12 protein-coding genes and 1 pseudogene are annotated in these 22157 nt (G+C 72.0%); 8 read left to right on the forward strand and 5 right to left on the reverse strand.

Annotated features, from left to right (window positions below; translation table 11 throughout):
• The 4 genes and pseudogenes from AB0D57_RS43695 to AB0D57_RS43710 all read right to left on the reverse strand — a co-directional run.
• A pseudogene (locus tag AB0D57_RS43695) lies at window positions 1–304 on the reverse strand (hypothetical protein); the annotation flags it as partial.
• Window positions 301–2028, reverse strand: a complete 1728-nt coding sequence (locus AB0D57_RS43700; protein ID WP_362087480.1) for a carbamoyltransferase N-terminal domain-containing protein — start codon at window positions 2026–2028, stop codon at window positions 301–303. The pseudogene AB0D57_RS43695 and the gene AB0D57_RS43700, both read right to left, overlap by 4 nt.
• A gap of 35 nt (window positions 2029–2063) precedes the next feature.
• Window positions 2064–2540, reverse strand: coding sequence for a GNAT family N-acetyltransferase (locus AB0D57_RS43705; protein WP_362087483.1), 477 nt, complete (start codon window positions 2538–2540; stop codon window positions 2064–2066).
• Window positions 2541–2565: 25 nt separating this feature from the next.
• Window positions 2566–3360 (reverse strand): SDR family NAD(P)-dependent oxidoreductase, encoded by a 795-nt coding sequence (locus AB0D57_RS43710; RefSeq protein ID WP_362087486.1) that lies wholly within the window; start codon window positions 3358–3360, stop codon window positions 2566–2568.
• A 593-nt stretch (window positions 3361–3953) separates the two neighbouring features.
• On the opposite strand from AB0D57_RS43710, the gene AB0D57_RS43715 reads away from it, so the two are divergent.
• The 5 genes from AB0D57_RS43715 (at window position 3954) to AB0D57_RS43735 (ending at window position 11068) form a co-directional block, all read left to right on the forward strand.
• On the forward strand, window positions 3954–4712 hold the full coding sequence (locus tag AB0D57_RS43715; RefSeq protein ID WP_362087489.1) for an alpha/beta fold hydrolase: 759 nt from the start codon (window positions 3954–3956) through the stop codon (window positions 4710–4712).
• Window positions 4713–4830: 118 nt separating this feature from the next.
• The gene (locus AB0D57_RS43720) at window positions 4831–6522 is read left to right on the forward strand and encodes an ABC transporter ATP-binding protein (protein WP_362087492.1); all 1692 of its coding nucleotides are present in this window, start codon (window positions 4831–4833) and stop codon (window positions 6520–6522) included.
• Between the two features lie 49 nt (window positions 6523–6571).
• A complete protein-coding gene (locus AB0D57_RS43725) occupies window positions 6572–8365 on the forward strand; it encodes an ABC transporter ATP-binding protein (protein WP_362087495.1) in 1794 nt (597 codons plus the stop codon).
• 16 nt (window positions 8366–8381) lie between these two features.
• A complete protein-coding gene (locus AB0D57_RS43730; RefSeq protein WP_362087498.1) occupies window positions 8382–9470 on the forward strand; it encodes an ornithine cyclodeaminase family protein in 1089 nt (362 codons plus the stop codon).
• Entirely contained in the window at window positions 9467–11068 is a 1602-nt protein-coding gene (locus AB0D57_RS43735; protein ID WP_362087501.1) for an amino acid adenylation domain-containing protein, read from the forward strand. Before AB0D57_RS43730 ends, AB0D57_RS43735 begins: the two co-directional genes overlap by 4 nt.
• Here the strand turns inward: AB0D57_RS43735 and AB0D57_RS43740 are convergent.
• On the reverse strand, window positions 11044–11880 hold the full coding sequence (locus AB0D57_RS43740) for a putative nonproteinogenic amino acid hydroxylase (protein ID WP_362087504.1): 837 nt from the start codon (window positions 11878–11880) through the stop codon (window positions 11044–11046). The genes AB0D57_RS43735 and AB0D57_RS43740 overlap by 25 nt on opposite strands.
• Window positions 11881–12076: 196 nt before the next feature.
• On the opposite strand from AB0D57_RS43740, the gene AB0D57_RS43745 reads away from it, so the two are divergent.
• Genes AB0D57_RS43745 through gntD form a run of 3 tightly spaced genes read left to right on the forward strand, consistent with a single transcriptional unit; the run spans window position 12077 to window position 21927 of the window.
• On the forward strand, window positions 12077–19174 hold the full coding sequence (locus tag AB0D57_RS43745; RefSeq protein ID WP_362087507.1) for an amino acid adenylation domain-containing protein: 7098 nt from the start codon (window positions 12077–12079) through the stop codon (window positions 19172–19174).
• Between the two features lie 32 nt (window positions 19175–19206).
• Window positions 19207–20841: a condensation domain-containing protein gene (locus tag AB0D57_RS43750; protein WP_362087510.1), complete on the forward strand. Its 1635-nt coding sequence runs from the start codon at window positions 19207–19209 to the stop codon at window positions 20839–20841.
• A 42-nt stretch (window positions 20842–20883) separates the two neighbouring features.
• On the forward strand, window positions 20884–21927 hold the full coding sequence (gntD, locus tag AB0D57_RS43755; RefSeq protein WP_362087513.1) for a guanitoxin biosynthesis L-enduracididine beta-hydroxylase GntD: 1044 nt from the start codon (window positions 20884–20886) through the stop codon (window positions 21925–21927).
• Window positions 21928–22157 lie beyond the last annotated feature (230 nt).

Genomic DNA, 22157 nt, shown 5'->3' on the forward strand with positions numbered 1-22157 from the left:
CACCGCGAACCCCGACGGCCGTGCCGCTGACACCCGTGGCAACAGCGACGGTGTCGACATCAACCGCGACCACCTCGCGCTGCAGACGGCCGAGGATGTGCACGACGACGGCCCGCACCCCGCTGTACCGCAGGAACCCGATGTCGCCGCAGAACGCGTGCCGCAGCTTCTCGTCGGCCAGGACGTGGTCGCCCGCCACCACGACCACCGTCCGGCCGTGGAGTTCCCTGAGCCGGGGCAGCGTGGCGACGAGAGACGCGGCCGTGCCGTGGGCGGTGGCCTCCGAGCGTTCCCGGGGTCTCACGCCTTCGTGCGACCGTCGGTCCGCCGGTACAGCGTCCCGTCGCTCCAGATCCGGGAGACCCTGCCCCATCGCGCGGCGGACGCCACATCGGGGAAGAAGCCGTGCCCGTTGAGGTTGGCGCTGGTGTTGCAGAGCACCGGGACGCCGCTGAGCCGGTGGTAGGCGGACAGCACGGTGAAGAGCAAGTCGTCGTCGCCCCGGCCGGCCGTCTGGAGCCTCGCGGTCCCGTCGAGGTGGACGACCGCGGGGATGCGCTCCACCCACTCCGGCCGTACGTCGTGGTCGAAGAGCATGTGCGGGTCCGGCGTGCCGGGCGAGAAGATCTTCGGCGCCTCCTCCTCCAGGCAGATGGGAGCGACGGGCCGGTAGGGCTCACGGTCCTTGACGCGGTTCAGCTCGTCCTTCATGGATGCGCTGACCGGCGCCGCCAGGATGCTGCGGCCGCCCAGCGCGCGGGGGCCGAGTTCGGCGCGGCCGTGCAGGACGACGACGGGCTCCCCGGTCTCGTGGAGGATCCCGGCGAGTTCCTCCGGGGTGCAGGCCGACGTCGACCAGCCGGCCGGCAGCTCGGGTGACGGGGTCAGCGCCGGGCCGAGCCGCGGATTCCAGTCGAGCGCCGTCAGACCGGCGTGCTGCGCCCGGCCGAGGACGGCCGCGCCGATGGCGGATCCCGAGTCGTTGGGGAAGGGCGGGACCCACACGTCGCGGAAGGCGGACGCCGCGCGCAGCGCGCTGTTCCACTTGATGTTGAGCGCGCAGCCGCCGGCGAAGCAGAGGTTCCACGGCCCTTCGCCCTTGGCGGCGAGGACCTTGGCGGTGATCCGCTCGACGAGGAGCTCCTCGAAGAAGACGTGCACGGCGGCGAGCACGTCCTCGTCGCTCACGCCGTTCTCCGACACCCGGGCGCGCACCGCGGAGAAGAACTCGTGCACCGGCGGCACGGACTGCTCGAAGAGGCTGCCGTACCCGCCGACCGTCGCCCGGTACTCCACCGCGGCCGGTTCGTCGCTCTCGAAGACGCGGTGGAACTCCTCGCGCAGCACGGCGATCACGGCGTCGTCCGGCTGCCCCAGCGCGATGTACGCCATGAGTTTGCCGGCCACCGAGAGGTCGTCGACGGTGAGCGACTGCACCGTCTTGCGGAAGGGGCCGAAGTGGTGTCCCGCGATGGCGTACGCGTGACCGAGGACCGGGAAGAGCTCGCCCAGGTTCTGCACGCCCTCGCGCGGGTCGACCCAGTAGAGGCGCGGGAAGAGTCCGCCGTCCCAGACGAGGACGAACGATGCCTCGCCGCGCCGGGCGAAGGGGCTGGAGACATAGGCGCTCGACACGTGTCCCGCCGCGTGCGGGAAGCTGGTGTACGGGTAGGCCGCGCCGTCCATGGGAAAGGTGCCCGAGACGCTCGGCACGTCCAGTGCCGGGCAAGCCGCCGACTCACGGTAGGGGCCGACCACGATCTCGGTGGGCGCGCCCTGGTCGAGCAGGGAGACCGTGCCGGACACGTCGCCGTCCCAGCCGTCGACCACCCATTCGTCGACGTCCTCGGGCTTGTAGCCGAAGTCGGAGAGGATTCCGGGGATCAGGCTGAAGTCGGCGACGGTGCTGTAGCGCAGACCGTTTCCCAGCTTCTCCATCTCGACACTGAAAACCAGGCGGTCGTCGTCGAGCAGGGCGACGGCACCGTCATGCGTGAGTTTTAATCCGCAGATTATCAACTGTGTCACTCCTAGGTCTGCTTGAGCAGGCACACGGGCATGCTTCAGTCTCTGGACGAGTCGGATGCCAGTCTCAACCGATAGAGGCTCGACCTACGGCCGGGACGGAATAGAGTGCGCCATTCATCGCGGGTCTCGCTCGCCGGGACATTCGAGAACCCCAGCTTCCCGAACCATTCTCCGCTGTATCGGGTCAGAGCCAGCAGAGATTGATACCCCTGCTCTTTGCCGATACTCGCGGCCAGGCCGACCAATTGCCGGCCGATTCCTCTGCCCTGACAATCGGCCGCAATGCAGAGGTTGTAGACGACCAGGCTCGCGCCGACCGGCGCCATCCCGGCGCACCCGACCAGCCGGTCTCCTTCGCAGGCGACCACGAATTCCTCGACCATCTGGGCCAGTTCGGCCGTCGTGCGGTCTATCAACAGCCCCTTCTCGACGAAGGGGGCGGAGAGCGACGCGATCCGTTCCGCTTCTCCGGGGCGTGCCGGTCGTGCGACGAGGCCGTCCCGCGTGCTCACGCGCCGGGGAGCGGTCCGTACCGACTCAGGCGCCATCCGTGCCGCCGGGCGAGGCGGGCGGGCTCCCCGCGAAGCCGAGTCCGAAGTGCTGCTCGGTCGGCATCAGTTCGATCATGTTGACGTTGACGCGGGCGGGCTGCGCAAGGCACCACGACACCGCCTCCGCCACGTCCTCGGCGGTGAGCGGTTCCAGTCCCGCGTAGAGCGCGTCCGCACGCTCCTCGTCGCCGTCGTAACGCACCTTGGCGAACTCGGTCTTCGCCATGCCCGGCGCCACACAACTCACCCGGACGCCCGTGCCCTGCAGGTCGACGCGCATGTTCAGCGAGAGCTGATGCACGAATGCCTTGGTGGCGGCGTACACGTTGCCGCCCAGGTAGGGGTAACTCGCCGCGATCGATCCTATGTTCACCACATGACCCGATCCGCGGGCGACGATCCCGGGAAGGACCAGGCCGCTCACGTTGAGCAGACCGGTGATGTTCGTGTCGATCATTTCGCGCCAGGCATCGCCCCGCCCTGCCTGGATCGGTCCGAACCCTCGGGAATGGCCGGCGTTGTTGACGAGCACCGAGATGTCACGGAAGTCCTCGGGCAGCTCGTCCAGGGCCCGCTCCAGACCCTCGCGGTCCCGGACGTCGGCGACCACCGGTAAAATCGCGCCGGTAGAGTCCCGCTCCGCCAGGGCCTTCAGCCGATCCGCCCTGCGTGCCAGAGCAATCACCAAGTAGCCCTGTCGGGACAGCACTTGTGCAATTCTCTCGCCGAATCCTGACGAAGCACCCGAAACCACGGCTACGCCACGTTCGTCCTGCGTCATGCACACATCCCCTCGTCCCCGTCGCGCTGTATCGACACGAGGACTTGACGCGCTCACCCAGCGCCCCGGTCGAGGGCAGGGTTCCGGACACCTGTTCAGCGGCATTGGGGTCTCCGTGCACGCTGGCCGACCAGAGGTACGCCTCCTTACGTCGAACATCCCTCGCCGGCAAGGCACCAGGTCGGATTGACCACTGACCCGTAAATTCCTGGCCAGTGAAGCACGTGCCGACACCTGCTCAACCATGTGACGTGCAACACAGCCTGATGCACCATCACCCAACGGAAAACATTAGGACACGGACACAACGGACGGGCGATATTCGCCCTTGCCATTCCAAGTCCCTTCCGTGATAGGAATGTTGGCAACGTGTTGGAGGCATGCGTATTTACGATTCGCGTCGCACCCGTCGAGCAGGGCCCACCCCCCCCCACCCCCAACTTCCGGCACCGCACCCGCCGTTGATGTCATGTCCGGCCGCCCGAGCACGGGACCGTTCCCTACCTCTGAACGTCACCTTCGACTGACAAGGGAAACAGTGTGTCTGTCCTCCAGAAGCGTCACCTTCGCCTGCCCGTCTTAGACCGGCGCCCATGACCGCGGGCCCCCTGGTGGAGTGGGACCCGCCACGCACGGCGACGGCGCTGCTGGTGTGCCTCCCCCACGCCGGTTCCGGTGCCTTTCAGTTCTGCCCCTGGCAGGAGATGCTCGGCCCGGACATCGCGCTCCTCGCCGTACAGCTGCCGGGCCGGGAGAACCGCTGGCGCGAGGAACCCGCCACCGGCATGGCCGAGGTGCTCGACGAGCTGGCCCCGCGGCTCGCGGCCCGCCTCGACCTCCCCTACTACGTGTTCGGCCACAGCATGGGAGCGCTGATCGGGTACGAACTCGCCCGCCGCCTGGGACACCAACAGGGCAGCTGGCCGAGCGGGTTCGTCGCCTCGGCCTGCCGGGCACCGGACGACCAGGGCGAACGGTCGGGCACCGAGCGGCTGACCGACGAGCAGCTCGTGGCCGAACTCGTCGCGGACGGCGTCGTGCCCGCGGCCGTCGGCGCCAACAGCCGTCTTGCCGTCGCGGTGACGCGACCCCTCCGCGGCGACAGCGCCATCTGCGACACCTACACCCCGCCCGGCACGGACCCGCTCCTGCGCTGCCCGCTCGGCGCGTGGCGGGGGCAGGACGACGAGGGTGTGACCGACGGGCACATCCGCAAGTGGGGCGAGTGGTCCACCGGCCCCAGCACTGTACGGACGTTCCCCGGCAGCCACTTCTACCACCTCGACGCTCCCCGTCAGGTGACGGCCGAGCTGAGGACGTTCGTCACGCACCTGCTGCCCACACGCAGCTGACGGGCCACCCCGGTTGCCCCCCCACGACCTGCACCGCGCACCGCCCGCACCGCAGAACCTCTCCGTCCCCCTGACCGCCCCGGCCGTCCGGGGCGGGACGACCCCGAAGGAATCCGCATTGCCAAGCAACAATCCGCTGCCCGAGCTGGGAGACCCGGATCTCCGCTCGCCCAGGAGCTATCTCCGATGGCTGATCGCCAGGCAGTCGAGCACACTGTTCCTCGGGGTGTTCTGGGGCTGCCTGTGGATGGCCAGCATGGGTCTGACCCCCTTCGCCATCGGCCGGGCCATCGACGCCGTGTCGGACAAGGACACCGGCCGTCTGTGGGCCTGGACCGGCGTCATCATCGGGCTCGCCCTGGTCACCACCGTCGGCAGTGTGCTACGGCACCGCTGTGACACCATCGGCCGGCTCAAGGCCAACTACCTGACGTTCCGCCTCGTGGCCTCGCACACCACCCGGCTCGGCGCCACGCTGCCCAAGCGCGTCTCCACGGGCGAGGTGGTCACCATCGGCACGTCCGACATCACCCGCATCGGCGCGCTGCCCGGGGCCCTCGCCCGGGGCATCGGCAGCGTGGTCACCGTCGTGCTCGTCGCCGTGGTGCTGCTCTCCACGTCGGTCACCCTCGGCCTGCTCGTCCTCATCGGTGTCCCCGCCCTACTCGCGGGAACCGGCCCACTGCTCAGCCCCTTGCACAAGCGGATCGGCAACTACCGTGACCTGCAGGGCGACTTGACCAACCGGGCCGGCGACATCGTGTCCGGCCTGCGCGTCCTGCGCGGCATCGGCGGCGAGGCCACGTTCGGCGAGCGCTACCGCAAGGACTCGCAGCGCGTGCGGCAGGCGGGCGTCCAGGTGGCGAAGATCGAGTCGGTGCTGCCCGCCGCCGAGGTGCTGCTGCCCGGCATCTTCGTGGTGGCGGTCGTCTGGATCGGTGCCCGCCTGGCCGTCGGCGGCGGCCTCACCGCCGGTGACCTCGTCGCGGCCTACGGCTACGCCGCCTTCCTCATGCTGCCGATGCGTACGGCGACGTCGGCGGTCCAGTCGTTCGTCGGCGCCGACGTGGCGGCCGATCGGGTCGTACGCGTCCTGTCCCTGGAGCCCGACCCCACCGCCGGCACCGCGATGGCCGACATCTCTGAGGCGCCCGACCTGTACGACGCGACATCGGGGCTGCGGGTACGGCCGGGCGTGATGACGGCGATCGCCGCCGCCACCCCGGAGGAGGGCGCCGAGATCGCCGAACGGCTCGGCCGGTACGCCCAGGGCCAGGTGACCGTCGGCGGCGTGCCGCTGGAGACCCTGCCGCTGGAGCAGGTGCGTGCCCTCGTCCTGGTGACCCGCAACGACGACTCCCTCTTCTCCGGCGTCCTCGCCGAGGATCTGGGCGGACGCTCCGAGCAGGTACGGGCGCAGGCCCTGCACGACGCCAATGCCGAAGACATCGTCGAGGCGCTGCCCGACGGCCTGAACACCGTCGTCTCCGAAGGGGGAGCCAGCTTCTCGGGCGGCCAGCAGCAGCGGCTGCGGCTCGCGCGCGCTCTGGCCGCGCAGCCCCACGTGCTCGTCCTCGTCGACCCCACCAGCGCCGTCGACGCGCACACCGAGTCCGTCATCGCCGAACGGCTCCACGCCTCCAGGTCGGAGCTGACCACAGTGGTCGTGAGCAACAGCCCGCTGCTGCTCGACCGGGCCGACGAGGTGGCCTTCGTGGAGGACGGCAAGGTCGTCATGACCGGCACGCACCGTGAACTCGCCTCCGGCACGTCCCAGTACGCCGCCGTGGTGATGCGGGAGGAGACGTGAACGTCATCGTCCCCGTTCCTTCCGACAGCCGCCCGCCAAGGAGTGCACAGTGAGTCTTCCGGTAGCCGACGCGAAGACGGTGCGCCGTCACGTACGCGCTCTGGTGCGCAGCCACACCGGCCTGCTGACGCGCACCGTGCTCTGGTTCGTCCTCGCCACCGCCTGCGGCCTGGTCGTCCCCGCCCTGCTGGGTGATCTGGTCGAGCAGGTGGAGAAGGGCATCACCACCACCCGGGTCGACGTCACGGTGCTGGTGATCGCCGGACTCCTGATCCTCCAGGGCGTGTTCACCCGCACCGCCCGTCTGGAGGGCGCCCGGCTGGGCGAGCTGGTCCTCGCCGACATCCGCGAGGGGTTCATCCGCCGGGTCCTGACGCTGCCGCTGCACACCGTGGAAAAGGCCGGCGGCGGTGACCTGCTGACCCGCAGCACCCGCGACGTGGACTCGCTGTCCCGCGCCGTGCGCATGGGCGCGCCCTCGATCCTGGTCGCGAGCCTGTCGGTGGCGCTGACGTTGGTGGCGCTGATCGTCACCAGTCCGATCATGGTCCTGCCGTGCCTGGTCGCCGTCCCGGTCATCGTCTATTCGACCCGCTGGTATCTGAGGCGGGCCCGGGAGGCATACCTCGCCGAAGCGGCGAGCTACTCCGACCTGACCCAGGGGCTCAACGAGACTGTGTCCGGCGCCCGCACCGTGGAGTCGCTGCGCCGGTCCGGTCCGCGGGTGCGCCGCACGGACGAGGATGTCGAGCGGGCCAACGGCGCCGAGCGGCGCACGCTGTTCCTGCGCAGTGTCTGGTTCCCGCTGATGGACTTCGGCTACATCCTGCCGGTCGCCGCGACCCTGTTGTTCGGCGGCCTCTTCTACATCGAGGGCTGGGTGAGCCTCGGCGAGGTGACCGCCGCGACCCTGTACACCAGGGCCGTGATCGACCCGCTGGACGAACTCCTCGGCTGGCTCGACGAGTTGCAAGTGGGCGACGCCTCGCTGGCCCGCCTGATCGGCGTGGAGTCGGCGGCGGGACCGGAGAAGACCACCGACCGCCGCCCCGCCGACGACCGGCTCAGCGCGGAGGGCATCGCCTACGCGTACCGGCCCGGCCATGATGTGATCAAGGACGTGCACCTGAGCACCGGCGCCGGTGAGCGCGTCGCCATCGTCGGCCCCTCGGGCGCCGGCAAGTCCACGCTCGGCCGGATCCTCACCGGCATCCACGAGCCGCGCACCGGCTCGGTCACGCTCGGCGGAGTGCCGGTCCACGAACTGCCGCTGGAGGAGCTGCGCCGCCATGTCGCGCTCGTCACGCAGGAGCACCACGTGTTTCTCGGGTCCGTGCGCGACAACGTCGCGCTGGCCGCGCCGGACGCCACCGACGCCGAAGTGACGGCGGCCCTGGCGGCCGTGGCGGCCGACGAGTGGGTCCGGGCACTGCCCGACGGCATCGACACCGAGCTGGGCACCGACAAGACCCCGGTCTCCCCCGCTCAGGCCCAGCAGCTGGCCCTGGCCCGGCTCGTGCTGGCCGATCCGCACACCCTGGTGCTGGACGAGGCCACCTCCCTCCTGGACCCGCGGGCCGCGCGCAACCTGGAGCGTTCGCTCGCGGGCGTGCTGCGCGGGCGCACCGTCATTTCCATCGCCCACCGGCTGCACACCGCACACGACGCGGACCGTGTGGTCGTGATGGAGCAGGGCAGCGTCACCGAGCAGGGCACGCACACGGAGCTCGTCTCGGCCGACGGCACCTACGCCGGCCTGTGGGAGTCCTGGCACGGGCGCGGCCCCTCGACCTCCTCGAAGTCCGCTGCCTCTTCGACCCCGTTGAACCAGCCCGAACACTGAGCGCCGGGAGAGACCCTTGCCAGCTGAGCGCACACACATCGTCGACGCCGAAGCGATCGCCACCATCGTCACAAAGGTGGGATTGGGGCACCTCTACGATCTGGCCATCGCCCGCATGGAGGCCGTTCTCGCCGGTGGATCCGGCGCGCCGGTGGAGATGAAGCAGCGGGACGGTTTCCTGCTGGAGACACCGCAGTTGGGCCTGCTCGAGTGGATGCCGGCGGTCCGCCAGGGCGCCACGGTCTCCATCAAGATGGTCGGCTACAACCCGCACAATCCGGTCAAGAACCAGCTGCCCACCATCCTGTCGACGCTGTGCGCCTTCGACGCGGACAGCGGCCACCTGCGAGCGATCGTCGACGGCACGTTCGCCACCGCCGTCCGTACGGGCGCGGCGTCCGCGCTGGCCAGCCGGGTGCTCGCGCGCCCGGACTCCGCCGTGCTCGGCCTGGTGGGTTGCGGGGCCCAAGCGGTGACGCAGTTACACGCCCTGGCGCGGGTCTTCTCGTTCTCCGAAGTGCTCGTCTGCGACAAGGACGTGCGGGCGGAGAACTCCTTCGCGGCGCGGGCCCGGATGCCCGAGGGGCTGGTGCGGGTCGCGCCGCTTTCGGAGGTGGAGGAGCGGGCCGACGTGCTGTGCACCGCCACCTCGGTCGGCCCCCACGAGGGGCCGGTCATCCGGGGCACGTCGCTCAAGCCCTGGGTGCACGTCAACACCATCGGCTCCGACATGCCGGGCAAGACGGAGCTGCCGCTGGACCTGCTGCGCGCGGCGGTCGTCTGCCCCGACCACGTGGAGCAGGCACGGGCCGAGGGGGACTGCCAGCAGCTCGCCCCCGAGGAGATCGGGGCCCCGCTCCCCGACCTGCTGCGTGACCCGGACGCGCACCGCAGGCTGTCGCCGGTCACCACCGTTTACGACTCGACGGGCCTCGCGCTCCAGGATCTCGTCATGGTCGAGGTGTTCGAGGAGTTGGCGCGGGACCTCGGCATCGGACACCACATCTGCGTCGAGGCGACGGCCGACGACCCGCAGGACCCGTACTCGTTCCTGCCCGCGGAGGTCACCCGGTCCCTGGCCGGAAAGTCCGGGGCGCGGCGATGACGGCCGCGGCGCCGCCGGGACACGCGGGGCCGGTGGTGGACATCGGTGTCACCACGGTCCTGGAGCTGATCGACCGCGAGGTGGCCGCGCATCCGCAGGCCCCGGCGGTGCGCGAGCCGGGCCGCGTGGTGACGTACGCGGAACTGGACCGGCTCGCGGACACCGTCGCGGACCGGCTCGGGCGGGAGTTCGGGATCGGCCGCGGTGACGTCGTGCTCATCGCCGCGCAGGCGGGGGCCGACTTCACCGCGGCGCTGCTGGGCACGCTGCGCGCCGGAGCCGCGTATCTGCCGGTGGACACGACGTACCCGCCCGAGCGTGTCGCGCAGATTCTGCGCGCGAGCAGCGCGGCGCTGCTGGTGATGGCCGATACCGGGGCGGCGGGCACCGGGTCGCCGGCGGCGCGGACGACGGGTCTCGCAGATCTGGTGGCGCCGGATCCGGCGGGCACTCCCGCCGGATCCGGCGCCCGCGCCCGGCCCGCGCCGGAGGATCCCGCGTACGTCATCTTCTCGTCCGGGTCCACGGGCGTCCCCAAGGGCATCGTCCAGACGCACCGCTGCCTGGCCAACTTCATCTCCTGGCAGGTGGAGGGCTCCGGTCTCGGGCGCGGGCGCCGGGTGCTCCAGGTGGCTCCCCTCACCTTCGACGTATCGGTGCAGGAGATCTTCTACACCCTTGCGTCGGGCGGGTGCTTGTATGTGCCGGAGCCGCATGTACGGCGCGATCCGCGGGATCTGATCGACTATGTGGTCGACGAGCGCATCGAGGTCGTGGACTTCCCGCAGTCGCTCATCGACGTGGTCATGTCGCTGCCGACGAACTTCGAGCACGCGACGGAGCTGCGCCACATCATCAGCGCGGGCGAGACGGTACGGGTGACCGGGGCCCTGGAGGGGCTCCTCACCCGCCGGCCGGAGATCACCCTGCACAACCACTACGGCCCCGCCGAGAACCACATGGTGGCCAGCCACTCGGTGAGCGGTGCGGCCGGGAACCTGGAACCGCGGCCGCCGGTCGGGGCCTTGGTGTGGAACACCTACGTCTACCTGCTGGACGAGCACGGCGAGCCCGTTCCGGACGGGGAGGTGGGCGAGATCTTCATCGGCGGCGTGGGCGTGGCCATCGGCTACACGGACGGCGAGCTGAGCCGTACCGCGTTCGTGCCCGATCCGTTCCGCCCCGGCGCCCGCCTGTACCGCACCCGCGACCGCGGGGTGTGGCGGGAGGACCAGACCCTGCAGCTGTTGGGTCGGATGGACGACCTGATCAAGATCCGGGGCAACGCCGTGGAGCCCCGGGAGGTCGAGGCGCGTCTCACGGACTTCCCGGGGGTGCGGGACGCGGCGGCGTTCCCGGTGGTGCGGGCCGACGGGGCGGTGGAGCTGCACGCGGTGCTCACCGGTGATCCGCCGTCGGCCCCCGAACTGCGCCGCGCGCTGCTCGCCGTGCTGCCGGACTACATGGTGCCGGTGCGCTGGTGGCTCGCGGACGACCTGCCGGTGTCACCCAACGGAAAGCTGGACCGCAAGGCCCTGCCCGGGCCCGACGCGCAGCCCTTGTCCCTCGTCCCTCACCACTCGAACGCCTCGCGGTAACCGCGCTTCTCGATGCAGTACGTACGAAACGCCCTGGCCTTGTCGACCAGCGCGTCGTCCCCGGTGCGCGCGGCGGCCTCGACGAACCAGTCGAAGGCCGCCGTGGCGTGGGCCTGCCGCGTGAAATGGACTGCCGCGAAGCGCCGGAAGGCGGCGCGCAGGGTGGTCGCGGTCAGCTCGGCCGAAGAGGACAGCAGTTCCTCCACATCGGCGTCCGAGACCGGCGGGCGCTCCATGATACGGACGGGCAACTCGGCCGGAATTGAGTTCATGATTTCGATCGGCTCATCGACTCCGGAGAAATCGAGACACAGCGAAAGCCTAGGGAAAGGCGAGGCGCTTCGGGCCGAGTGCGGAACAGTCGTATGTATCTTCCAGACCTCACCGCGACGGAGGTGGTACACAATGTCTTCCTCGGAGTGCAGAGAATCCTCGTCCGTGCGCAGCGGAATCTGAAGTCGCGTACCCGGCTCGGAGAATTCGAGGAAATCGACGTGCGGCGCGAGAATTCCATCACTGAGGCTGAAGATACGAACCCACTGCAACCTTTCGAGCGGGAAGTTGTCGGTGACGATCGACATGATCCCGGGAAGCCTCCGCCCCAGCTCGGTCTGGGTGAGCTGCCCTTCGTAGGGCCGGAACGAGGTGTCCTCGTCACTACCCCCGGAATTGGCCAGAACATGCGCGGACCAGGAACCGAAGGTAAATGCGTCGTATTCACCCCCAGCGTCGTTCGAATCGATGATCGAAAGCTCTTCACTCAAATCGTAGGAGTCGATCGGAAGCGTGGCGAGCCTTTGCGACTTGAGCATGCGGGATCCCGTCGATTGATGGGTGCACAGGGCACCGGACGCCGATGATCGACAATCGTAACGGCTGACAAGTAGAAGAGCAACGATCGATTTCGCGTCCCGGACCAATGATTGACAACATCTATTTCTCTTGCGCAGGATCTTACGGTGCCGTCATGTTCGTCAGAATCTTCGATGGATTGGGTGAGCGTGAGAAATGCTGATTGACAATGCCCTCAGTGAATCCTGGCTCCCCCGGTTGGCGGCCGGCCACGGAGTCCCCTTCCTGGACGTCGTGTCCCCGGCGGGCGGGACCCCGGAGTGCCCCATCGAGCCTGCGGCCACCGAGCGGCTCGACGCCCTGACGGGAGGCGACGCGACCGGCCTGCTGCTGCTGACCGTCGCCGCGGCACGGCTCGCCCTGGCCGCCCTCGACGACGCGTCCCGGCACATCGTCCTGGTACCCGCCCCCACCCCCGCACGCGGGAGCGACGACACCGCCGCGACGGACACCGCACCGCGGGAACTCGCCCTCTGCGCCCCCCTCGACCGCGAGGCTCCCGCCGCCGCCTTCCTGACGGCGCTGCACACCGAACTCGAATCCGCGCTGCCCCTCGCCTGGCCCGACCGGGAGACGGTCGCCACGCGCCTGCGGCTCGCCGGACTGCCCGCGGGCCGTGCCCTCTCCCGGCTCGGCGTCGTCTGCGAAGAGGCGGGCGGCAAGCTCCTCGATCCCGTCGACCTGTGCCTGACCCTGCGGCGGTCCGGCGACCGGCTGGTGCTGACCGCCGAGGCGGGCGGCGAACCGCCGGTGGCCGCGACGGCCCTCGTGCGCTGCACGGCGGCGGTCCTCGCGAGCCTCGGCCACGCGCCCCGGCAGCCGGCCGGCGCCCTCGACGTCCTCGGCCCCGCGCAGCGCGCCGAGTTGGAGCGGTGGTCGGGCCTGCCGGTCCTGCCCGACTTCCCCGCCGCGACCCTCACCGGCATCGTCGACGACGCCGCGGCCCGCTTCCCGGACCACGAGGCGGTCGCCGACGGCACCGTGACCTGGAGCCACCGCGAACTCGCCGTGCGCTCGGGGCGCGCGGCCCGGTCCCTCGCCCGGGACCACGGGCTGGGGCCGGGCCATCGGGTCGCGCTGCTGCTGCCCAAGGGACCGGACCTGGTCCTTGCCATCCTGGCGGTGCTACGCACGGGCGCCTCGTTCGTCCCCCTCGACCCCTCGCACCCGCCGGTGCGGGTCGCCCGTCAACTGCGCCTGAGCGGAGCCGCGTGCGTCATCTCCGCGTCTGCCGAACTCCCCGGTGACGTGGACCTCCCGGTGCTCTCGCCGCAGACGCTCGCCGCCGCCCCCGCCGCCCCCGACGCAGCCGACGTCGTCACGACCGCGCCCGGCCCCGACGACGAGGCGATCCTCTTTTTCACCTCCGGATCCACCGGACTCCCCCGCCCCGTCGCCCTCACCCACCGCCAACTCGCGTACAAGACACTCGCCTCGGGGCGGCTCGTCGGGTTCGACGAGGACGTCCGGTGCGCTCTGCTCTCGGCAGTGACCTCGGACGCCTTGACGTACCAGGTGTTCACCACCCTCGCGGTCGGCGGCTGCGTCGTGCCCATGGGCTCCCCGCAGGCGCTCTCGCCCGCGGAGTTCTGGGCCACGACGCGGCGCCTGCGCGTGAACGTCCTCAACTGCGTGCCCTCCCTGCTCGCCGTGATGGCCGAGGGGCTGCCCGCGTGCGCCGCCGAGGACGTCCGCATCCTGCTGCTCGGCGGCGACGAGATCCCGGCGGGGCTGCTGCCCCGGCTGGCGGACCGGCTGCGCGTGGGCACCTTCGCCAACCTGTACGGGCCCACCGAGGCCACCATCGAGGCGACCACCTTCACCTGCCCCGGATCCGCCTTCCCCGAGCTGACCACGGTCCCGGTCGGCAGGCCCTCGGAGGGCTTCGGCGTCCTGGTCCTGACCCCGCACGGAGACCACGCGCCGCCCGGCGTCCCCGGCGAAATCCACATACTGGGCCCCGGCGTGGCCCGCGGCTATCTCGACGACGAGCCGACCGGACCCGGCCGGTTCTGCGAGCTGCCCGCGCACCCCGACGTCCGGGCCTTCCGCACCGGCGACTTCGGCCGCTGGAACCACCAGGGCGAGCTGGTCTTCCTCGGCCGCCGCGACAACCAGATCCAGATCCACGGCAACCGGGTCGAACTCGGCGAGGTGGAAGCCGCCCTCAGCGCCGTCCCCGGCGTCGTCGCCGCCACGGTCCTGCCCCTCACCGACACCTCGGGACCGCCCGCGCTCGCGGCCGTCTACACCTCGGACGAGGGCGCCGAACCGGACGTCGTGCGCGGCCAGTTGCAGCTCGGACTGCCCGAGTACATGGTCCCGGGCCGCATCCTGCGCCTGGACGAACTGCCCGTCACCCTGCACGGCAAGATCGACCACGTGGCCCTCCTCGCGCACCTGGCGGGCCGGGACGGACAGGTCTGGCAGCCGGCCGACGCGACCGGGCAGACCGTCGCCCGCATCTGGGCCGACGTGCTGGGCGTACCGCCGCGCGCCGGGGACGAGGACCTCTTCACCGCGGGCGGCCACAGCCTCACCGCCGCCGTCCTCGCGGGCCGGCTCGGCCGGGCCGCCGACGGCGGCGGTGAGATCACCGTCCGCGACGTGTTCACCGCCCGTACCCCCGAGGGGCTGTGCGCTCTGCTGCGCCGCGCCGCGGCCGACGGGCCGGCCGCCCCCGCCGGGCAGGCCCCCTGGCCCGAGACCCCGGACCCGGTCCCCGCGTCCAACGCCCAGCGCCGGATGTGGTTCCTCGAACAGTACGAGGGCGGTGAGCTGCGCCCGTACAACATGGTGGAGGCCTTCCGGCTGCCCGGCTCCCCCACGGCGGCCGACGTCACGACCGCGCTCGAGCGGGTGGTCCGGCGCCACCAGGCCCTGCGCACCGTGTTCCGCGCGGAACCCGACGGTCTGCGGCAGGTCGTGTGCACGCCCGACCGGGCCCGGCCCGAACTCCAGGTCCACCGGGCCGGGCCCGAGGGCGCGGACGCAACTCTGCGGCGGATCGCCGCGGCGGAGCAGCGCCACGTCTTCGACCCCGCCGAAGGCCCCTTGCTGCGCGCCCACTGGCTCGCCGAAGACGCAGCCACGGGTGAGGGCACCGGCACCGGCGGCACGCTCCTCCTCTCCGTCCATCACAGCGTCTGTGACGGCTGGTCGTTCGCCGTGATCCTGCGCGACCTCCAGCGGTTCCTGAAGGGCACCCGTGAACTGCCGGAACCCACGCAGTACGGCGCGTACGCCCTCGCGCGGCACGGCCTCCCGGACGCCCCGGAGACCATCGCGTTCTGGCGGCGCACCCTGGAAGGCGCGCCCGGCACGGACCTGCCGCTGGACCGCGCCCGTCCCGCGGAACGCAGTTCGGCCGCGGGCACGATCCGCCGCACGGTCGGCGCGGACACCAGCCGGGCCGTACAGCACCTGTGCCGGGACCTCGGCACCACCTCCTTCACGGCGATGGTGGCCGCCGTCCGGGTCCTGCTGCTGCGCTGGAGCGGGGCCGACGACGTGGTGCTCGGCACCGTCGTCTCGGGCCGCGACCGGCCCGAACTGGCGGACTCGGTCGGGCTGTTCGTCAACACGGTGGCGCTGCGCACCGCGGTCGATCCCGAGCGCGGTTTCGCCGACCTGGTGGCGGCGGTGGCCGGGCACGCCCGAGAGGTCCGTGCCCACGAGGAGTTCCCCTTCGAGAACCTCGTGGAGACGCTGGGGCTCGAACGGATCACCGGGCGCAACCCACTCTTCGACGTGCTGGTCGAGGCCGCCGTCTCCGGCACCGACCCGCTGGGCACCGAGGAGGGCCCGGCGGCCGAGCACATCCGGCTGGACAGCGGCGCAGAAGGCTTCGACCTCTCCCTCAGTTTCACCGAGCCCGGCCCCGGCCGCCCGATCGAGGTGGCCGTCACCTGTCGCGAGGATGTCTTCGACGCGGCGACCGCGGAGCGGATCGCCGGACAGTTCGTCCACCTCCTGACCGCCCTCGTGGCCGACACGTCGGCACCCGTCGGCACGGTCCCGGCGCTGCCCGCCGACCAGCGCGACGCGCTCATCGCGGCGGGCACCGGGCCGGCTCTGCCCGCCCCGCACACGGCGGGCACCCTGCTCGACGTCGTTCTCGCCCAGGTGCGGCGCGCGCCCGGGGGCCGGGCCGTCGTCTGCGGGGACCGCGTCCTGACCTACCGCGAGCTCGACCGCCGGGCCGACGCCCTGGCCACCCGGATCGCGGCCGCCGCGCCGACCGGGCCCGACCGCGTCGTCGCGGTGCTCTGTGACCGCTCCGAGTGGATGCCGGTGGCGCTGCTCGCCGTGCTCAAGACGGGTTCGGCGTTTCTGCCCCTCGATCCGCAGCAGTCGCCGGCCCGGCTTGCGGCCGTGCTCGGCGACAGCGGCGCGGTGGCCGCCGTGACCACGGCGCGATTCACCGGCACGGCGGCGGACGCGGGCCTGCCCGCGGTAGTCCTCGGCGACGGGGGCACGCCGCAGCCGGCCCCAAAACCAGGCGCGGAGCCGCCTACCGCGGGCCCCGCCGACCTCGCGTACGTCGTCTACACCTCCGGCTCCACCGGAACGCCGAAGGGCGTGATGGTGGAGCACGGCAGCATCGTCAACTCCGTGCTGTTCCGCATCGGTCACTACGGACTCGACGCCGAGGGCGCCGTCCTCCAGGTCGACCCGATCCATGCCGACGCGGGCATCGTCGACGTGTTCAGCGCGCTCGGGTCGGGCGCGCCCATGGTGATCGTCACCCGCGACGAACTGCTCACCCCGGCCGACGTCGCCGCGGTCATCCGCCGGCACCCGATCCGGCACGTGCTGCTCGTGCCGAGCCTCTACCAGGTGCTGCTCGACGAGGTCGGACCGGCGTTCCGCGCGGTCCGCGAAGTCGTACTCGGCGGCGAGCGGGTGACCCGCGCACTGGCCGCCCGGCACGCCGATCTCCTGCCCGGTGTGCGGCTGTTCAACGAGTACGGCCCCGCCGAGGACGGCGTGCTGACCACCGTGGAGCAGGTGGTCCCCGCGCCCGCGCCCGGTGCGCCGGACACGGCGTCCGGCGACGCGTCGATCGGCCGTCCGCTGCCCGGCAAGTGGGTGGACCTGATCGACGCGCACGGCGAGCTGGTGCCGCTCGGCGCGCCGGGTGAACTCTGCGTCGGCGGGGCGGGCCTGGCCCGCGGGTACCTGGGCGACGCGAAGCTGAGCGCCGCCCGCTTCGTGCCCAGCCGGGTCCGGCCCGGCGAACGCACCTACCGGACCGGCGACCTCGCCCGCCGACTGCCCGACGGGCGCCTGGAGTTCCTGGGGCGGACCGACGACCAGCTCAAGATCCGGGGCAACCGGGTCGAGCCGGGCGAGGTGGCCGCGGTCCTCGCCGAAGCCCCCGGCCTGCGCACCGCCGCCGTACTTCCCGCACCGGGGCCGGACGGCGAACACCGGCTCGTCGCCTACGTGGTGGGCGAGGCGGACCGGGCGGCACTCCGCGGGCACCTGACCGGACGGCTGCCCGCGTACATGATGCCCGCCGCCTTCGTGTACCTGCCCGCGCTTCCCGTGGCCGCGGGCGGCAAGCTCGACCGGCGGGCGCTGCCCTCTCCCGAGGAAGCCCTGGCCGCCGTCGACTCCCCGGCCCCGGCACGTCCCTTCACGGCGGCCGAGCGGCCCGTCGCCGAGGTGTGGGCGCAGGTGCTCGAACGTCCGGTCACCGACCCGGACGCGAACCTGTTCGAGCTGGGCGGCCACAGTCTGGCCGCCGCGCGCATCGCGCACGCCCTCGGCCTCAAGGTGGCCACCGTCTTCACATACCAGACCGTGGCCACGCTCACCGCGGCGCTGGCCGAGCGGACCGGGCGGGCCGACCGGCCTGCGAGAAGCGCCACCGCGCGACGCCCGGCCGCCGGCACGGCCCCGCCGAGCGGGTTCCTGCCGCTGTCGCACGCGCAGCGCCGCGTCTGGCTGACCTCGCGCTGGGCGGGTTCGGACACCTTCCTCATCTCCGACCTCGTACGGCTGGGCCGCCGGATCGACGCCGACGCGCTGCGCACCGCCCTCGTGGCCGTCGTCTCGCGGCAGGACATGCTGCGGGCCCAGGTCCTGCCCCGAGGCACGGAGGCGGAGCTGACCGTCCTCGACCGGTTGCCGGAGGGGCCCCCGCTGGTCGTCGTGGAGCTGCCCGGCGCGGACCCCGCGGGCCCGGACGTGGCCGCCGCGCTGCGGGACGCCCGGCAGGTCGGCTTCGACCTGGAGCGGGCTCCGCTGTTCGAGGTACGGCTGCTCGCGGGGCCCGCCGGCGGTGATCTGCTCACCGTCACGGCCCACCACCTTATCTACGACGGCGCGAGCGTCGATGTGCTGCTGCGCGACCTGTTCACCGCGTACGACCAGGTGATGGCGGGCGAACCGCCCGCACTGCCCCGGCTGGCCTACACCTACCAGGAGTGGATCCGCGAGGAGCAGGAGTGGCTGGCCGGGCCCGAGGCCGAGCGCGAGGTGGCGTTCTGGCGGGAGCGGCTGCACGGCGTCACCGACGGCCCCGACCCCGTGGACCCCGCCCGCCGCCGCAGCCGCCGCGGCCGGACAGGGCTGGTCCACCGGTCCGTGCCCGCGGCCCTGCTCGGCGCGGCCACCGCCACGCCGTTCGCGCAGGTCGTGACCGCGTTCTCGGTCACGCTGCACCAGCACACCCGGGCCACCGACCTCGTCATCGGCTTCGCCGCGGGCCTGCGGCACCGGCCCGAGGCCGACGCGCTGATCGGCTACCTGGTCAACGCGGTGCCGCTGCGGATCACCTTCGACGACACGGTGACCGGCAAGGATCTCCTCCCCCGGGTGCAGAGCGGGATCGTCGAGGCGTACGAGCACTCCCGGCTGCCCTTCGACGTCCTGGCCGAGCGGCTCGCCCTGCGCGCCGCCCCGGGCCGCAGCCTGCTCCTCGACCTGGGGGTGAGCTGGGAGAACGCGGGCCTGCGCGCCGAGAGCCAGATCGTCGAGGACCTGCCGGCCGACCATCTGCCCGCCACCAGCGACCTGTGGCTGTACGCCCGCATCAAGGGCGATGACCTGCACCTCGACCTCACCTACGACGACCACTTGCTCGACGCGGCGGAGGCAGGCGGCTACGCCGATCACGTCGTCGACGCGCTACGCGCTCTGACCACTGGCCGCGCCGCGCCGCCGCCCGGCCCCCCGCCACCGTCCGCGAGCCCGAACCCGTCGGCACCCGGCCCTGTTTGGAGCGACACACACTATGACTTCTGACACCGTCCGCACGGGCCTGGGACGGGGCCGCCGTGGCTGACCTCGACCCGACGCGGCGCCTGTGCACGCTGTTCGCCGAGGCGCTCGAACTCGACCACGTCACCCCGGACACCGACTTCTTCCTCGCCGGCGGGCACAGCCTGTCCGCGCTGGCCCTCGCCGTCTCCGCGGAGAAGTCCTTCGGCGTACGCGTGCGCGTGCGGGACGTCTTCGAGGCGGCCACCCCGGAGCTCCTCGCCGCCCGGCTGGCCGAACTCTCCCCCGACGCGGCGGGGACCGCCGCTCCCGTGCAGCGGCCCGCGGCCGCGCCGCCGGACGCCCCGATGCCCGACTCCTCGCTGCCCGGCACCCCGGTCGCCGACGGCACGCGCTGGCTGTGGCTCGAACGGCAGCGCGCCGAGGGCGACTTCGGCGCGTACACGGTGCCCTGCCTGCTGCACGGCGAGGGCCTCGTCGACCCCGACCGGCTGGCGGCCGCGCTGGCCGCCCTGGCCCAGCGTCATCCGGCGCTGCGGACCCGTTTCGTCGAGGCCCGGGGCGAGCCGCGGGCGGTGCTCACCGACGACGAGCCGCCCTTCGAGGTGGTGGACCTGGGCGCGCGGCAGCTGAGCGAGGCCCGGTTCGACGCACTGGTCGACGACCGGATCGCGGTGCCGTTCGACCCGGCGACGGGCCCGCTCATCCGGGCCACGCTGTTCCTGCGCACCGGGGAACGCTGGTCCCTGCTGCTGCTCGCGGACCACCTGGTGTGTGACGGACGCAGCCTGGAGATCCTCGCGAGGCAGCTCGTGACGGCCTACGCGGACCCGTCGTCCTCCGGCGTCCTGCGGCGCGGCGACGCGGTGCCGCAGGGACCGTCCGCAGTCCGTCCGAGGGATCCCGAGGCCGCGCTCGCCCACTGGCGGGGTGTCCTCCTGCCGCCCCCGGCGCCGCTGCCCCTGCCGGTGCGCGGCCCGCGCACAGAACCGGCCGGCGCGACCACCGCCATCGCCGCCCAGGAGATCGGCCCGGACGTCCTGCGCCGGCTGACGCACCTGGGCAGACAACATCACGCGGGTCCCTTCGCGCCGCTGACCGCCGCCGTCGCGCGCACCCTGGCCGGGCTCACCGGCAGCACGGACATCTGCCTGGGCACGCCCGTGGACCACAGGGCGCTGCTCGGCGCCGAGGACGCGGTCGGCTTCCACGTCGCGACGGTCCCGCTGCGGCTCGACGTCAGGGACGGGATGTCCGCGGCCGACCTGGTCCGCCACGTCGCGCGGCGCACCATGGACGCGGTGGACCACAGCGAGGTGGCCTTCGACACCCTCGTGGCGGCGCTCGACCCGCCCCGGTCCCCCGGGCGCCCGCCGTTCTTCGACGTCTGGGTGGCGCTGTACCCGCACATCGACACCGGCCCGCGCCCGCCGGACGGCATCACCCTTAGCGGTGGGCCGACGCCGCTGCGCGTCGGCATGTTCGAGCTGTCGTTCCAGTTCGTGGAGCACGCGGACGGGATGCGGCTGGTGCTCCAGTACGACACCCGGCGCTACGCCCCCGACACGGCGGAGCGGATGGTCCAGCGGCTCGTCGACGAGGTGGCGCGCCTGCTGCGGGACCCCGCGGAGCCCGTACCCGAGGCGGAGCCGGCGCAACAGACCTTCAGCGGCTTCCAGTTCGACGCCTGATCCGGCCCCGGCACCCGAGCCCCGTACCAGAGGAGAACGACCATGACCACGTCCATCACCCCTGATACCGGGACCGCGACCGAGCTGCGGCTGACCGCGGACGAGGCCCGGCAGGTGTCCGAACTGACCCTGCGCCTGGCCGAGAAGTATCCCGCGGCCGACGACGAACGGCTGCTGCAGGACCTGCCGTTGCTCACTGGCGGCCTGCCCGAACGGGTCCGGCGGTTCCTGCGCGCCTTCTCCCTGGACCAGGCCCGCGGCTTCTGCACGGTCAGCGGGCACCTCGTGGACGACGAGCGTATCGGCGCGACCCCCGCGCACTGGAAGGACGAGCGGCGGATCCACCACGAGCTGCCCGAGGAGATCCTCGTCCTGCTCTACGGTTCGCTGCTCGGCGAGCCGTTCGGCTGGGCCACCCAGCAGGACGGGCACCTGGTCAACGACGTCTTCCCGATACGCGAGTACGAGCGCGCGCTGCTCGGCACCGGCAGCAGGACGCCGCTGACCCTGCACACCGAGGACGCCTTCCACCCCTACCGCGCCGACTACATCCTGCTGTCGTCGCTGCGCAACCCGGACTCCGTGCCGGTTACCGTGGCCGAGGCGGACTTCTCGGTGCTGCCCGACGACGTCGTCGACGTGCTGTTCCAAAGCCGCTTCCGCATCGTCCCCGACACCTCGCACCTGCCGGAGAACAACACCGTGCGCACCGAAGAGGACCGGCTGGTGTTCGAGAACGTCGCGCGGCTCGTCGACGGTCTCGGCCTGGTGCCGGTGCTGTCCGGCTCGCGGTCCCGTCCGCTGCTGTGCTTCGACGCGACGCACATGTCGGCGCCGCCGGAGGACGTCGAGGCCGTGCGGGCCTTCGCGGCCGCCGCCGAGCTGCTGGACGCCCACCTCACCGACTGCGCGCTGGAGGCGGGCAGTTGCGTCTTCATGAACAACCACCGGGTGGTTCACAGCCGTACGGCCTTCGAGGCGCGCTACGACGGGACGGACCGCTGGCTGAAGCGCGTCAACGTCACCCACGACCTGCGCAAGTCCGGTGCCATGCGCCGGTCCCCCGGCTCCCGCCTCATCGGCTAGGTGTTCTGTCCACGGAGGTTGGTGACAGCGATCACTGGAGAGTGTTCTTGAACGAGTGAGGGCCTTCCGGGTTCGGTGTGGATTGCGACGTCTACACACGAACGATCAGAAGGCCCACATGCCCCAGCGGGCCGCCACGGCAACAGCGCGGTGGCCCCGGTCCTGGGCCACCGTCACTGTTGAGGCGGGTACCCCGCTCAAGCGTCTGAACATGGCTCTCGCGCGCGAGG

Source organism: Streptomyces sp. NPDC048275 (genome assembly GCF_040652275.1).
Taxonomy (GTDB): Bacteria; Actinomycetota; Actinomycetes; order Streptomycetales; family Streptomycetaceae; genus Streptomyces.